The sequence below is a fragment of the Micromonospora sp. NPDC051543 genome, from assembly GCF_044454415.1.
Classification (GTDB): domain Bacteria; phylum Actinomycetota; class Actinomycetes; order Mycobacteriales; family Micromonosporaceae; genus Micromonospora.
This window is the reverse complement of sequence record NZ_JBITDT010000029.1, coordinates 1-14,388: the sequence shown is the minus strand read 5'-3', so window position 1 is coordinate 14,388 and position 14,388 is coordinate 1. Positions and strand designations below refer to the sequence as shown.

Here is a 14,388-nt window from a genome sequence, read left to right as displayed (position 1 = left end):
GTTCGTCGGCGCATCTCAGAACGCGCCCTTGACGTGGTCGACCCGCGCGGGACCGGTGTCGGGCAGACGTACCGACACCACGTCGAACCGCACCTCGTCGGCGTTCGTGCCGGTCTCGGCGAGCCAGCGTGCGGCGAGGCCGCGCAGGCGGCGGGCCTTGGCCGGTACGACAGCCTCGGCCGGTGGCCCGAACGCGTCGCCCCGACGCGTCTTCACCTCGCAGAACGCGAGCACCGGCCCGTCCCAGGCGATGATGTCGATCTCGCCTTCCGGGCAGCGCCAGTTCCGGACGATCGGGCGTAGTCCCGCCTCGCTCAGGTGCCGGGCGGCGCACCGCTCGCCGTACGCGCCGACCGCCTGGTTCCGCTTCGTCATGGCCGCGACGGTGCTCCTCGGAGCACGAGCGCCGCGACCCCGGAACCGTCCGCCTGTGGATGACGGTCGCTCTGTGGACAACCGGACGATCAAGCCCCTGCTGTGCTAACGCGCGGAGTGGCGTTGATCAACTCGGCCGGGCCGAAATGGCGCGGGTATGGCCCGTCGCATACGGTGCCTGACGTGGACGGACGACGGAGCTTTCCGGAAGATCAGGAGTCGCGCTGGTACCCCGACGAGCGGGGGCGCGGGTACGGCGAGCCCGAGTGGCGCGGCGCGGGCGAACCGCGATACCGCGACGGCGAGATCCCCGAGCAGCGCGGCGTCGAGGACGCCCGCTCCGTCGAGGACACCGGCGTCGGCCGACGCCGCGAGCCCGACCCGGTCCGCTTCGGCGGCACGGCCGAGCCCGACCCGGCCCGCCTGAGCGCGCTGGACACGGGCCGCTTCGGCGGCCCGTCGGAGCCGGACTCCGCCCGTCTGGGCGCGCTCGACGCGAACCGCTTCGGTCGTGCGCCGGAAGCGGACTCCGGGCGTTTCGGCGCCGTCGAGGCCCAGCCGGGACGATTCGGTACCGCCGAGCCCGACTCGGGGCGGTTCGGCGCGGTCGACCCGCTGGGTGAGATGCGTACGGAGGCGGACGGTTACCGCACGACCCGCTCGCGCCGGGCGGATCGGGACCCTTCGGAGATCTCCGGGGAGCTGCCCGGTCGCCGGGCCGCCCGAGAGTCACCGACCACGGCCATGCCGGCTCCCGCGCGGGACCTCCCCCCGGCGACCATCGCGGATGCCGCACCCTCGGTCGCCTTGCTCGCCGGGCAGACCAGACCCGCCGAGCCGGGCCAGCCCGCCGCCTTCGCCGAGCAGGGCCACCCTGTCCCGCTCACCGCCGAGCAGAGCCGGCCCGCCCCGCTCGCCGGCTACCCGATCGTCGAGCCGACCCGGGGCGGAAGCGGGGAGCACCCGCATCCGCTGGAGATGCCGACCGGCCCGATGCCGGGGATCGGCCCCCGCCCCGACCCGAGCGGGGGAGACGCACCGGCGTACCCCCCGGCTCCGGACGGTGTCTACCGGACCCGCCGGCCGGCGTTGGCGGCCCTCTTCGCCCTGCTGGCGTTGATCTTCGAGATTCCCGCGCTGCGGGTGCTGCTGGCCGGCGTGACGGGCGACCCGGTGGACGCGGGCAACGTCGTGGTGGGCATCTGCCTGGTCGCCGGGCTGCCGATCTTCGCAACCGGGCTGTACGGGCTCAGGACGGGCGGACTCGCGCTCTCCGACACTGGCCGAGGTTGGCTGCGCCCTCCCACGGCGTACCTGACTGTCGGTCTGGTGCTCTTCGTCGCCGCGGCGCTCGCCGCCGGCTGACCCACCGCCGTCCGCCCGGCGCGGCACCCCGGCACGTCGAAACCGGGGAGGGGCGTACACTGGCCAACTGGCGACCGCCTCGCGCGGTCGACCTCGCGCGCCCTCTTCACGAATCGTCGTGTAGCGACGGCCTCCCTGGTCCCGATCTTGATCGGGTCCACCATGGGCCGGCGACCAGGCGCCAGGACGCCCGGCCACCGGCCGGGCGTGACAACCAGGGATCTTGAGGAGTACCCACACCATGGCCGTCGTGACCATGCGTCAGCTGCTGGAGAGCGGTGTCCACTTCGGGCACCAGACCCGGCGCTGGAACCCGAAGATGAAGCGCTTCATCATGACCGAGCGCAACGGCATCTACATCATCGACCTGCGCCAGACTCTCGACTACATCGAGAAGGCGTACGAGTTCGTGCGTGGGACCGTCGCGGAGGGTGGCAGCATCCTCTTCGTCGGTACCAAGAAGCAGGCCCAGGAGGCCATCGCCGAGCAGGCGACCCGGGTCGGTCAGCCGTACGTCAACCACCGCTGGCTCGGTGGCATGCTGACCAACTTCCAGACGGTGTACAAGCGGCTCCAGCGGATGAAGGAGCTGGAGGCCCTTGGCGACCTGAGCGGCACCGCCGCCGGTTACACCAAGAAGGAGACGCTGCAGCTCTCCCGCGAGAAGATCAAGCTCACCCGCACGCTGGGTGGTCTGCGGGACATGCAGAAGCTGCCGGCCGCCGTCTGGATCGTCGACACCAAGAAGGAGCACATCGCCGTCGACGAGGCCCGCAAGCTGGGCATCCCGGTGATCGCCGTCCTCGACACCAACTGCGACCCGGACGAGGTCGACTTCCCGATCCCGGGCAACGACGACGCCATCCGCTCGGCCGAGCTGCTGACCAAGGTCGTCGCCGCCGCCGTCGCGGACGGTCTGATCGCGCGTTCCGGCCGTCGCCGGGGCGGGGACGAGAAGCCCGAGGGTGTCGCGAGCGACGAGCCGCTGGCCGAGTGGGAGCGCGAGCTGCTGGAGCCGAAGAAGGCCGACGAGCAGCCCGCCGCCACCGAGCAGCCGGCCGCTGCCGCCGACGAGCAGCCCGCCGCCACCGAGCAGCCGGCGCAGGCCGCCACTGAGCAGCCGGCGGCCGCGACCGCGGAGTGATCGCATCGTCGCCGCCTCGCCGTCCGTTTTCGCGGACGGCGGGCGGCGACGGTACGACGGGCACGTTCGGCCCGATTCCGGGTAACCGGCACCTCTGACCATCCACACGCCGACTCAACATCGAAGAGAGAGCCATGTCCCAAATCACCGCCGCGGACGTCAAGAAGCTCCGCGACCTCACCGGCGCCGGCATGATGGACAGCAAGAAGGCGCTGACCGAGGCCGAGGGCGACTTCGACAAGGCCGTCGAGATCCTGCGCGTCAAGGGCGCGAAGGACGTCGGCAAGCGGGCTGGCCGTACGGCCGCCAACGGTCTGGTCGCCCACTCCGGCAAGGCCCTGCTCGAGCTCAACTGCGAGACCGACTTCGTCGCCAAGACCGAGTCGTTCATCGCGCTGGCCCAGCAGCTGGTCGAGCACGGCGAGCGTTCCGGCGTGACCAACGCCGAGGAGCTGCTCGCCTCCGAGCTGGACGGCAAGGTCGTCGCGGACCTGATCCAGGAGCAGTCCGCCAAGATCGGCGAGAAGCTGGTGCTCAACCGGTTCGCCAAGGTCGAGGGCACCACCGCGGTCTACCTGCACCGCAAGGCCCAGGACCTGCCGCCGGCCGTCGGCGTGCTGGTGTCGTACACCGGCAAGAGCGACGAGGCGGGCGACGCTGACGCCCGCGGCGTCGCGATGCAGATCGCGGCCATGCGGCCGAAGTACCTCAGCCGTGACGAGGTTCCGGCCGACGTCGTCGAGTCCGAGCGGCGCATCGCCGAGCAGACCGCCCGCGAGGAGAACAAGCCCGAGGCGGCCCTGCCGAAGATCGTCGAGGGCCGGGTGAACGCCTTCTTCAAGGACTACGTCCTGGTCGAGCAGGCGTCCGTGGCCGACAACAAGAAGTCGGTGAAGCAGGTGCTGGCCGAGGCCGGCATCGAGGTGACCCGCTTCGTGCGGTTCGAGGTCGGCCAGGCCTGAGCCGCCACCGGGCGCCACGCGCGCCCGTGGGCAGGAGACGTCGAACGAGGAGGCCGCCGGTGTACGTGACAAGCACCGCGGCCTCCTCGTCACATAGGGTCGGCAGCGGCAGGTTCGCGGTAACGCCTCGCCCGGGGCGTGCGCGTGGGGAAGGCGGGGCGGATGACGCAGGTTGTGAGTGACCGGACGCTGGCGGTGGACGATCCGACGGCACCGCCGCCCGGACGGGCCCGCCGGGTGGTGCTGAAGCTCTCCGGTGAGGTGTTCGGCGGGGGCGCGATCGGCGTCGACCCGGACGTCGTGCAGGCCATCGCCCGCCAGATCGCCACCGTGGTCCGCCGCGGTGTGCAGGTCTCGGTGGTGGTCGGAGGGGGCAACTTCTTCCGCGGCGCGGAGCTGCAGAAGCGCGGGATGGACCGCGCTCGCGCCGACTACATGGGCATGCTCGGCACCGTGATGAACTGCCTCGCCTTGCAGGACTTCCTGGAGAAGGAGGGCATCGAGACGCGGGTGCAGAGCGCGATCACGATGGCCCAGGTCGCCGAGCCGTACATCCCGCTGCGGGCGATCCGGCACCTGGAGAAGGGCCGCGTGGTCATCTTCGGCGCCGGTGCCGGCATGCCGTACTTCTCGACCGACACCGTGGCCGCCCAGCGGGCGCTGGAGATCCGCGCCGACGTGGTGCTCATGAGCAAGAACGGCGTCGACGGCGTCTACACGGCCGACCCGCGGATCGACCCGACCGCCAGCAAGCTCGATTCGATCACCTTCTCCGAGGTGCTGCGCCGCAACCTGCGGGTGGCCGACGCGGCCGCGTTCAGCCTCTGCATGGAGAACGGCCTGCCGATGCTGGTCTTCGGCGCGCAGGGTGACGACACCATCATCCGCGCGGTGGGTGGCGACAAGATCGGCACCCTGATCACCGCGTGAGCCTGACGACTTTCAGCAGAGCCCACGACGAGCACAGAAGGAGGCGAGGAGACCGGTGATCGACGACACCCTCCTCGAGGCCGAGGAGAAGATGGAGCGTGCTGTCGAGCACGCCAAGGAGGAGTTCGGCGCCATCCGCACCGGTCGCGCCAACGCCGCCATGTTCTCCAAGGTCATCATCGACTACTACGGCACGCCCACGCCGCTGACCCAGATGGCGTCCATCGCGGTTCCCGAGCCGCGGATGGCCATCATCAAGCCGTACGACAACTCGCAGATCAACGCGATGGAGAAGGCGATCCGCGACTCGGACCTCGGGGTGAACCCGAACAACGAGGGCAACCAGCTGCGCATCCTGCTCCCGCAGATGACCGAGGAGCGCCGCCGCGACATGATCAAGGTGGCCCGGCACAAGGGCGAGGAGGCCAAGGTGGCCATCCGTAACGTCCGCCGCCGCGGCAAGGAGGAGCTGGACCGGATCGTCAAGGACGGCGAGGCCGGCGAGGACGACGGCCGCCGCGCCGAGAAGGAGCTCGACGACCTGACGCAGCGCTACGTCGCCAACATCGACGACCTGGTCAAGCACAAGGAGACCGAGCTGCTGGAGGTCTGACCCCCATCCGCTCGTCACGACGAGGCCCGACCCGGACCGCGGGGCGGGCCTCGCTCCTGTCCAGGTTCCTCCGGGCTGAACCGGCGTCCGGCCGGGGCCCCGCACCCCTCGTAGCCCCTTTGCACTGCTTCAACCGAGGCAACACCTCGCGTCCGGTATCCGGACATCGACTGTTGCCTCCGCTGAAGCAGTGCAAAGGTCTGGGAAAGGGGGTCGGCGCCCGAGCGGGTATGCCGCAGGGGTGGGCCATCGTCCGCCTCGCCGCGCCGGAGAGTGCAGTAGGCTCGGCAGGATTCCCGGCCACCGAGTGGTGAACACCGGGGGTTGGTGACCGTCGCGGCGGTCGAGTCGGAGAAGAACAGTCGCGCTTGTAGGGGATGCTTGTGGTCTTGCGTCATGTGGTGGCACTCGCGCTCCGACACGGTGTGTGATGTCCCGCCCCGACCCCTACGGCGGCGAGCCGCGCGGCTGGGACCGGCCGGAGCACCCGGTCGCCCTGCCCTGGCCTGACCAGGAGCTGGAGGCCGGCCAGTGGAGCCGCCGTCCGGCCGCCGGCCCTGAGGTGTACGCCGAGCCCCGCGCCCGGGCGTACACCGAGCCGCAGCCGGCGGACCCGTACGACGAGCGTGGCCGGGCCGTCCGCCCCGAGGACCGGGAGCGTTTCGACGATCGGGACCGGCGCGACCGCTTCGATGACCGTAACCCCTACGACGACCGGGGCGACTACGGCGGTCGCCCATCGGCCGGCGACACCCCGCCGCGTTACGACGACCGCGAGGTCGGGCCGCGTTACGACGACCGTGACGTTCCGCCCCGCTTCGACGACGATGCCGGTTTCCCGACCGCGCAGCTCGCGCCCATCGGCGCCGAGATTCTGCCGGACGACGACCCGATCACCGACCCGGAGCCGCCGGTGGGTCGGCGGCCGAAGGGACGCCGACGGGCCAGCGTCGACCGACCGGCGACACAGCAGGTGGGTACCGGACGAGCCGGCCGCAACCTGCCGGCGGCGATCGGTGTCGGCCTCGCCCTGGGCGCGCTGATCGTGGTGCCGTTGGTCGTCTATCCGCCGGCGTTCCTGCCGGTGATCGCCGCCGCCGTCGCAATCGGTATCTGGGAGATGGCCCGGGCGGTCCGACGCAGCGGCGCTCACCCGCCGCTGGTGCCGCTGCTGGCCGGTGGTGTCCTGACCGTGGGTCTGGCCTGGTTCGCCGGCCCGGACGCGCTCAGCCTCGGGCTGCTGGTGACGGTGCTCGGCACGATGATCTGGCGGTTGGGTGACGGCCCGTCCGGCTTCCAGCGGGATCTGACCGCCGCCACCCTGATCGCCGTCTACGTGCCGTTCCTCGCGGGTTTCGCGGCGTTGCTGGCGGCGGCCCCCGACGACGGTCGGCTGCGCATCCTGGCCACGCTGATCGCGGTGGTCCTCTCCGACACCGGTGGGTACGCGGCCGGCGTCTCCTTCGGCCGGCATCCGATGGCCCCGTCCATCAGCCCGAAGAAGTCCTGGGAGGGGTTCGCCGGCTCGGTGACCGCGGCGGCGGTGGGCAGCGCCCTGCTGCTGTGGCTGATGTTCGATCTGGCCCCGTGGTGGGGCGCGGTGTTCGGGGTGGCCGTCTCCTGCGCGGCGGTCCTCGGCGACCTCGCCGAGTCGATGATCAAGCGGGATCTCGGTATCAAGGACATGAGCAACCTACTGCCGGGGCACGGTGGCCTGATGGACCGGCTGGACTCGATCCTGTTCGCGGTGCCGACCGCCTACCTGTTGCTCGTGATCTTCGTGCCGCTGGCGGGGTGAGGCATGCGTCACCATGGCCGGAGCGCTGCCGACCGACGCCGGGGGCCGGTTCGGCACCTCCGGACGGGTGCCGAACGCTTCAGGCGTGACACACTGGACCGGCCATGACGAGTCTGCCGCTGATCCCCGCCATCTCGGACGCCCCCAACGCACGCCGGGCCTCCATGCCACCGCAGCACCTTGCTGACCTGGACCTGGCCGGCCGCCAGTCGCTGGTCGCCGGGCTGGGCGAGCCCGCGTTCCGTGCCAAGCAGATCTCCAACCACTACTTCGGGCGGCTGGTACGCGACCCGCAGGCGATGACCGATCTGCCCGCCGCGACCCGTGCGCGCCTGGCCGACGAGTTGCTGCCCACGCTGCTCACGCCGGTGCGTGAGTTGGCCTGCGACGACGGCGCGACCCGCAAGGCGCTCTGGAAGCTGCACGACGGCGCGTTGGTGGAGAGCGTGCTGATGGGCTACCCGGACCGGGTCACAGTCTGCATCTCCAGCCAGGCGGGCTGCGGCATGGCCTGCCCGTTCTGCGCCACCGGCCAGGCCGGGCTGACCCGCAACCTGTCCACCGCCGAGATCGTCGACCAGGCGGTCTACCTGGCCGGGGTCGCGGCCTCCGGCGCGGTCGCCGGCTCACCGCCGCGGCTGTCGCACGTCGTGTTCATGGGCATGGGCGAACCACTGGCCAACTACAACCGGGTCGTTGCGGCGATCCGTCGGCTGGTCAGCCCCGCTCCGGAAGGGCTCGGCCTGTCCCAGCGGCACATCACCGTTTCCACGGTCGGCCTGGTTCCGGCCATCCGCCGACTGGCCAGCGAAGACCTCTCTGTGACCCTTGCGCTGTCGTTGCACGCGCCCGATGATGATCTGCGCGACGAACTCGTGCCGGTAAACCAGCGCTGGAAGGTAGCCGAGGTGCTGGACGCAGCGTGGGACTATGCCGCCCGGACGGGCCGTCGCGTGTCCATCGAGTACGCAATGATCAAGGACGTGAACGACCAGCCGTGGCGAGCTGACCTGCTCGGGCGGCTGTTGGCCGGCAAGTTGACGCATGTGAACCTCATCCCGCTCAATCCGACCCCGGGCAGCCGCTGGGACGCGAGCCCGAAGCCGGTCGAGCGGGAGTTCGTCCGGCGCTTGCGCGACGCGGGAGTCTCCACCACCGTACGGGACACCCGGGGTCGCGAGATCGACGGCGCGTGTGGCCAGCTCGCCGCCGCCGAGGACACCGACACCTTCACCGACCGCGCCGAAGAGGCACCGGCGTGACCGGGCGTGGCGAACGACACCAGGAGACATAGTGGCGAGTCAGGGTCAGCGTTTCCGGCGCAAGGCGGTTCGCCGGGGATACAAGGTCGACGAGGTGGACGCCTTCCTCGACCGGGTCGAGGCGACGCTCGACGGCCGACAGGTCGGTGCGCCGGTCGCCTCGCAGGAGGTCCACGACGTCGTCTTCCGGGTCCGGTTCAACGGCTATGACGAGTGGCAGGTCGACCTGCACTTGGACCGGGTCGAGCGACAGTTGGCCGAGTTGGAGGAGCGCAACAGCGCCGGACGCGGCGGCGATCCTCGGATGGGTGACCGGATGGGTCCCCCGGACCGGATGGGTCCGCCGATGCGCGACGACCGTGGCGGCATGCCGCAGCCGATGCCTCCCCGCCCGATGCCCGCCCAGGCCGGTCCGCCGGCCGACCGCTACGGCCGGTACGACGAGCCCACCGGCGCCTTCGCCGGCGGGTACGACGCCCCCCGGGGCGGCTACGACGCACAGCGCGGCCCTGGCCCTGGTGGCCCCGGCCCCGGCCCGGGCGGTCCCGGCCCGATGGGGCCCGGCGGCCCGATGGGTGGGCACGGCATGCCGCCGCGTGGCCTGCCGGCCGGTCCGGGTGGTTATGGTCCGCCGGACGACCAGCGCATGCCGGGTGGTTACGGTCCGCCCGACGATCAGCGGATGCCCGGTGGTTACGGTCCGCCGGACGACCAGCGGATGCCCGGTGGTTACGGCCCGCCCGATGACCAGCGCATGCCCGGCGGGTACGGGCCGCCCGACGGTCCGCGAGCGCCGGGTGGCTACCCGCCGCCGGAGGAGCCGCGCTTCGACGGCTTCGAGGCCGGCCGGCGTGCCCGCGCCGACATGACGGCCGAGATCCGGATGCCCGAGCGTGACCTGCGTGACCTGCGGCGCGGCCCGGCCGGTCCGCCTCCGATGCCGCAGCAGGGCATCGGCGGTCCGCCGATGGCCGGCCCGCCCGCCGTCGCCGGTCCGCCGATGGGTGGTCCGCCGATGGCCGGCCCGCCCGGAAGCGACCTGTACCGGGTCGACCAGATCCGCCGCCGGTTCCAGGTCCGTCGATTCGGCAGCGGGTACGACCCGGACCAGGTGGACCAGTTCTTCGACTCCCTGCTCGGCGGCATGCAGCGGCGCAACCCGATGCCGGTCGACCCGAAGGACCTGGACACGCTCCGGTTCGGTCTGGTGCCCGGCGGTTACTTCGAGGCCGAGGTCGACGCGGCGCTCAAGGACGTGCAGGACATTCTGTTCGGGCGCTGACCCGGACGCGTACACGAACGAGGGCCCGTCCCCGGGTGGGGGCGGGCCCTCGGCGTTTCTCGGCCGGTCGACCGGCGGACGGCTGGGTCAGGAGCGCAGACCGTTGCGCCGCAGCACGGCATCGCCGATCACGATGACCAGCAGCAGCGCGGCGAGGCCGACCAGCCAGATGTCCTCGACCCTGCCTTCGTGGTTGCCGCAGAACGCCATGACGACCAGCGCCAGCGCGGACAGCACGGCGCCGATGCGCCCCGACTTGCGGTGCCCGGGCTTGTGCTGGTCCGGCGACGTTACCGGCTCGCTTCCTGCCACTGTCGGTCCTTCCCTCGCGATCGGATCTTTGGTTAGTCTGGCACGCCTCCCGCCCGGGGCGGTGCGGTGGGGGTTTCCCGGCCGGACAGCCCTGCCCGCCCAGGCCGGACGGCTCTGCGGGCGTCGAGGGGTGGCGGTCAGACTCACTCCGGTAGCGTTTGGCGTACACCTGATTGTCTGTTTGAGGGGGACTGTGTAGTGCGAGTGACCGGAACCGGGCACGCCAGCATGCGGATCGACACGGCCGCGGGCAGCATCCTGTGCGACCCGTGGGTCAATCCGGCCTACTTCGCCTCGTGGTTCCCCTTCCCGGACAATTCGTTGCTCGACTGGGAGACGCTGGGTCAGGTCGACTACCTGTACGTCTCCCACCTGCACCGGGACCACTTCGACGCGAAGCACCTGCGGGACCACATCTCGAAGGACGCCACGGTCCTGCTTCCCGAGTTCCCCACCTCCGAGATGGAGGACGAGTTCCGGGCGTTGGGCTTCACCAAGTTCCTGAAGGCCCCGAACGAGCAGGTAGTTGAGCTGCCCGGCGGGCTGAAGATCATGATCCAGGCGTTGACCAGCCCCACCGACGGCCCGATCGGCGACTCGTCGCTCTGGGTCGAGTACGACGGCGTGCGGCTGCTGAACCAGAACGACGCCCGCCCCACCGACCTGAGCGTCTTCGCCGAGCTGGGGCACGTGCACGCGCACCTGCTCCAGTTCTCCGGGGCCATCTGGTACCCGATGGTCTACGAGCTGCCGCAGGCGGCGAAGACCGCGTTCGGCAAGCAGAAGCGCGACCGACAGTTCGACCGGACCTGGCGGTACATCGACGACCTGAAGGCCGATCACGTCTTCCCGATCGCCGGCCCGCCGTGCTTCCTCGACGACGAGCTGTGGCAGTTCAACGACATCCACGGCGACGAGGGCAACATCTTCCCCGACCAGTCGGTGTTCCTGTCGGAGTACGCCAAGGTCGGCGGCACCAACGGCATCGTGCTGCTGCCGGGCAGCGTCGCCGAGGTCACCACCGAGGGCGCCAGCACCACCCACCCGGTGCCGGTCGAGGAGTTCTTCGCCAACAAGGTCGCCCACCTGGAGGAGATGCGGGAGCGTAAGCGCCCGATCATCGAGGCGGAGAAGGCGTCCTGGCGGCACCCCGAGGTGGACGTGCTCGGTGAGATGAAGCGCCGGATCGAGCCGCTGCTCGACGAGTCGATCTACCTGGCCAAGGGGGTCGGCGGTCCGGTCCGTTTCGACCTGGTGGGGTACGACGGCGAGAGCGTCGAGTCGATCGTGGTGGACTTCCCGGGCAAGGAGGTCCGGCCGTACGCGGACGAGAAGGTGCGGTACCGGTTCCGGACCGAGCGGTCGCTGATCGAGCACCTGCTCTTCATCGACGAGGTGGACTGGGTCAACTCGCTCTTCCTGTCCTGTCGGTTCTCGGCGGCGCGGATCGGCCAGTACAACGAGTTCGTCTACGCGTTCTTCAAGTGCCTCTCCGAGGAGCGTCTCCAGTACGCCGAGGGCTGGTACGACGAGCACGAGCGCAGCACCGACGCCGAGGACATCACGTTGGGCGACTGGGTGGTGCAGCGCCGCTGCCCGCACCTGAAGGCGGATCTGACCCGCTTCGGCATCGTCGAGGGTGACCAGCTCACCTGCCAGCTGCACGGTTGGCGCTTCGACCTGCCGAGCGGCCGCTGCCTAACGAGCGTCGGCCACAAGGTGAGAGCCCACCGGGTGGACGCAGAAACGCCCGCCCCCGCCGGGGAAGCCCTCTCCTAGTCCGCGATCTGGCACTTTCGGTGGGAGTAAAGCACCGCAATCGCCCCGGAACGGCGACCGAAAGCGCAAGATCGCGGGAGGGGTGCGCGCGAGACGCACCACCGAGAGCGGGGCGGGCGTGGCAGGGGCGGACGCGCGGAAGGACTACCGGTACGGGCGCGGTCGGGAGATGGCCCGGGACGCTGCGCGGGTCGAGACGTTCAGCGACGGTGTCTTCGGGGTCGTCCTGACGGTGATGGCCGTCGAACTGCTCCAGACCGGCCCGGCCCGCGAGGGCGGAAGGGAGCTGCCCGCCGCCCTCGCCCACGCCTGGCCGTCCTACCTGGCGTACGTGATCACCTTCGGGATCGCCGGTCAGGTCTGGATCGCCCACCACAACATCTGGCGGTACGTGGTCCGGGTCGACCAGATGCTGTTGGTGCTCAACCTGCTCGTGCTGCTCTTCATCGCCACCATCCCGTTCACCGCCGACCTGTTGTCGGACAACCTGCGGGGCAGCGCCACCGAGCAACGGCTGACCGCCGCCCTCTACCTCGGCACCGTGCTCGGTGAGGCGATCTTCGTGAACCTGAGCTGGTGGTGGGCCCGCCGGGCCAGCCTGCTGCACGCCGACCTGGATCCCCGGTTGGCTCGGGCGATCGCACGGCGGATACGGCTGAAGCCCGTGCTCTACCTGGTCGCCTTCGCCACCGTCTTCGTCGACCCGATCCTGAGCCTCTGCGCGTACCTCCTGCTGGTCGGCTTCTATCTCATCGGCGGCCCGGGTGACCTCCGCCCGTACGCGCGCCGGGCCGAGTCAACGACCTAGGTCGGTGAGGATTCGGCGGGCCGCGTTGTGGCCGGCGGCGCCGATCACGCTGCCGGCGGGGTGGCAGCCGGCGCTGCCCGCGTACACGCCGTCGACGCCGGTGGCGTACGGCATCCGGTCGGTGAACGAGACGGTGTTGTCGACATGGTGGATGTGCCCGCCGCTGATGCCGAAGTGCGCCTCGATCCCGGGTGGCGGCAGCGGCACCGCGTCGGCGATCAGGTCGGCGGTGCCGGGGGCGTACCGTTCGACGATCTCGACGAGCCGGTCGACGTAACCGGGCAGTTCCGCGTCCCACGTGGTGCCGGTCAGCTCGTAGGGCACCGACTGGACGAACAGCGCCGACGAGTGGTGCCCGGCCGCGTCGGAGAGCGACGGGTCGACGGTGGTGTGCAGGTACCACTCGATGGTCGGCTCAGCCGGCAGGCGCCCGGCCTGCACGTCCGTCCACATGTCGCGCAGCGCGGTCATCGGCGATGGGGCGTCGCCGCCGACCAGCGACGCGGAGCCGGGCAGCAGGTGGATGGTCGACCCGAAGGGGCTCGGCGCGTCGGCCGGCAGGCAGGAGAAGCGGGGCAGGCCGCGCAGCGCCAGGTTGAGCTTGAGGGTGGTGCCGGGCCGGCGGACCGCCGCCATCTGATCGCCGAGTCGCGCCGGGAGCGCGCCGTCGGGCAACAGCTCCATCAGGGTGTACGGGTCACACGCGCCGAGCACCACCCTCGCTGCGACCTGCCGACCGTCGGCCAGCACGACGCCGCTGGCCGCGCCGCCGTCCAGGGTCACCGCGCTCACCGGCGTACCCGTTGTGATGGTGGCCCCGGCGGCGCGTGCGGCGTCGGCGAACGTCCGCGAGACGGTGCCCATGCCGCCCTCGGCGATCATCCAGGTGCCGCCCGACCCGGGTAGCCGGCACATGTTGTGCACGAGGAAGTTGTGGCCCGTCCCGGCATCGTCCGGGCCGGCGTTGAGGCCGGAGAGGCCGTCGGTGACCGCGTACATGCTGACCAGCAGTTCGGAGCGGAACTCGAAGCGGGCCAGGTAGTCGGCGACCGACCCGCGGACCAGGTCGACGAAGACCTGCCGCAGTGCCGGGCGGACGTGCCGTTCGGCGGTCTCCTCGACGCTCATGGGCTCGGCCAGCCAGGCGGGGGCGAGGTCCTCGCGTAGCGCGGCGAGTTCGGCCTGCATGGCGTCGTCGGCGGCCACGTCGGCGGGGGAGAAGAACTCGGTGAGCTGCGCCCGGGTGGCGGCGGTGTCGCTGCCGAAGAGCAGGTACGGCGAGCCGAGGCCACCCGGTGTGGGCAGGAAGTAGTGCGGGTCGCGGCGCAGCACCGGGATGCGTACGTCGAGGGTGGCGAGCAGCTCCGGGGGCATCAGCCCGAGCAGGTACGAGCCGGTGGAGTGGCGCAGCCCTGGCACCTTCGGGAAGGGGTTCTCGGTGCGGGTCGCGCCGCCGATCACGTCGGCGGCCTCCAGCACGAGGACGTCGAGGCCGGCGCGGGCCAGCAGAACTGCGGAGACCAGACCGTTGTGCCCGGCCCCGACGATGACGACGTCAGCCCGAGCCGGAATCTCACCACTCATGCCGCCGCAGCCTAGTCCCACCACCCCCACCACCGCCCGCTGCAACCCGGTGATCAAGAGGTTCGCGTCAGGAGAAGCGGGGCGGGTTCGACCGGTCCGTGCAAGTGATCGTTGATCACGGTACGGACCGGTCGAAGGAGTTTGGGTGGCGCGAGCGCATGTGTTGACTGCGGG

At 71.1% G+C, this 14,388-nt stretch carries 13 protein-coding genes; 10 read left to right on the top strand and 3 right to left on the bottom strand.

The genetic code is table 11. The annotated features are described in order from the left end of the window. Positions 1-15 precede the first annotated feature (15 nt). Positions 16-375, bottom strand: a complete 360-nt coding sequence (locus tag ACIA3K_RS31025; RefSeq protein WP_355051587.1) for a YraN family protein — start codon at positions 373-375, stop codon at positions 16-18. Positions 376-558: 183 nt separating this feature from the next. On the opposite strand from ACIA3K_RS31025, the gene ACIA3K_RS31020 reads away from it, so the two are divergent. The 8 genes from ACIA3K_RS31020 (at position 559) to ACIA3K_RS30985 (ending at position 9,731) form a co-directional block, all read left to right on the top strand. Further along, a complete protein-coding gene (locus ACIA3K_RS31020) occupies positions 559-1,740 on the top strand; it encodes a hypothetical protein (protein WP_396805308.1) in 1,182 nt (393 codons plus the stop codon). A 241-nt stretch (positions 1,741-1,981) separates the two neighbouring features. Next, entirely contained in the window at positions 1,982-2,884 is a 903-nt protein-coding gene (gene rpsB, locus ACIA3K_RS31015; RefSeq protein ID WP_396805306.1) for a 30S ribosomal protein S2, read from the top strand. 134 nt (positions 2,885-3,018) lie between these two features. After that, positions 3,019-3,846, top strand: a complete 828-nt coding sequence (gene tsf, locus ACIA3K_RS31010; protein WP_355051590.1) for a translation elongation factor Ts — start codon at positions 3,019-3,021, stop codon at positions 3,844-3,846. 162 nt (positions 3,847-4,008) lie between these two features. After that, positions 4,009-4,776, top strand: coding sequence for a UMP kinase (gene pyrH, locus ACIA3K_RS31005; RefSeq protein ID WP_151490294.1), 768 nt, complete (start codon positions 4,009-4,011; stop codon positions 4,774-4,776). A 55-nt stretch (positions 4,777-4,831) separates the two neighbouring features. Continuing rightward, positions 4,832-5,389, top strand: coding sequence for a ribosome recycling factor (gene frr, locus ACIA3K_RS31000; protein WP_204943784.1), 558 nt, complete (start codon positions 4,832-4,834; stop codon positions 5,387-5,389). 430 nt (positions 5,390-5,819) lie between these two features. Continuing rightward, the gene (locus ACIA3K_RS30995) at positions 5,820-7,187 is read left to right on the top strand and encodes a phosphatidate cytidylyltransferase (protein ID WP_396805303.1); all 1,368 of its coding nucleotides are present in this window, start codon (positions 5,820-5,822) and stop codon (positions 7,185-7,187) included. 104 nt (positions 7,188-7,291) lie between these two features. Beyond that, positions 7,292-8,449 carry a 23S rRNA (adenine(2503)-C(2))-methyltransferase RlmN gene (rlmN, locus tag ACIA3K_RS30990; RefSeq protein WP_396805301.1) on the top strand — a complete coding sequence of 386 codons (1,158 nt, stop codon included), beginning with the start codon at positions 7,292-7,294 and terminating at the stop codon, positions 8,447-8,449. 31 nt (positions 8,450-8,480) lie between these two features. Beyond that, complete coding sequence (locus ACIA3K_RS30985) at positions 8,481-9,731, top strand: DivIVA domain-containing protein (protein WP_396805299.1); 1,251 nt, start codon at positions 8,481-8,483, stop codon at positions 9,729-9,731. 87 nt (positions 9,732-9,818) lie between these two features. Here ACIA3K_RS30985 and ACIA3K_RS30980 read toward each other — a convergent pair whose 3' ends face one another. Then, positions 9,819-10,043 carry a DUF2631 domain-containing protein gene (locus ACIA3K_RS30980; protein WP_007456591.1) on the bottom strand — a complete coding sequence of 75 codons (225 nt, stop codon included), beginning with the start codon at positions 10,041-10,043 and terminating at the stop codon, positions 9,819-9,821. A 198-nt stretch (positions 10,044-10,241) separates the two neighbouring features. Here ACIA3K_RS30980 and ACIA3K_RS30975 point away from each other — a divergent pair, with 198 nt between their 5' ends. Beyond that, the gene (locus ACIA3K_RS30975) at positions 10,242-11,822 is read left to right on the top strand and encodes a Rieske 2Fe-2S domain-containing protein (protein WP_396805297.1); all 1,581 of its coding nucleotides are present in this window, start codon (positions 10,242-10,244) and stop codon (positions 11,820-11,822) included. Between the two features lie 169 nt (positions 11,823-11,991). Beyond that, a complete protein-coding gene (locus tag ACIA3K_RS30970) occupies positions 11,992-12,630 on the top strand; it encodes a TMEM175 family protein (RefSeq protein WP_396805340.1) in 639 nt (212 codons plus the stop codon). On the opposite strand, the gene ACIA3K_RS30965 is transcribed toward ACIA3K_RS30970, so the two are convergent. Further along, positions 12,619-14,214 carry a phytoene desaturase family protein gene (locus tag ACIA3K_RS30965; RefSeq protein ID WP_396805295.1) on the bottom strand — a complete coding sequence of 532 codons (1,596 nt, stop codon included), beginning with the start codon at positions 14,212-14,214 and terminating at the stop codon, positions 12,619-12,621. The two genes, ACIA3K_RS30970 and ACIA3K_RS30965, sit on opposite strands and share 12 nt — an antisense overlap. Positions 14,215-14,388 lie beyond the last annotated feature (174 nt).

Coding starts and splice junctions, on each gene's coding strand:
- rlmN (WP_396805301.1), top strand. CDS start 7,292: ATGACGAGTCTGCCGCTGATCCCCGCCATCTCGGACGCCCCCAACGCA.
- pyrH (WP_151490294.1), top strand. CDS start 4,009: ATGACGCAGGTTGTGAGTGACCGGACGCTGGCGGTGGACGATCCGACG.
- tsf (WP_355051590.1), top strand. CDS start 3,019: ATGTCCCAAATCACCGCCGCGGACGTCAAGAAGCTCCGCGACCTCACC.
- ACIA3K_RS30995 (WP_396805303.1), top strand. CDS start 5,820: ATGTCCCGCCCCGACCCCTACGGCGGCGAGCCGCGCGGCTGGGACCGG.
- rpsB (WP_396805306.1), top strand. CDS start 1,982: ATGGCCGTCGTGACCATGCGTCAGCTGCTGGAGAGCGGTGTCCACTTC.
- ACIA3K_RS30970 (WP_396805340.1), top strand. CDS start 11,992: ATGGCCCGGGACGCTGCGCGGGTCGAGACGTTCAGCGACGGTGTCTTC.
- ACIA3K_RS30965 (WP_396805295.1), bottom strand. CDS start 14,214: ATGAGTGGTGAGATTCCGGCTCGGGCTGACGTCGTCATCGTCGGGGCC.
- ACIA3K_RS31025 (WP_355051587.1), bottom strand. CDS start 375: ATGACGAAGCGGAACCAGGCGGTCGGCGCGTACGGCGAGCGGTGCGCC.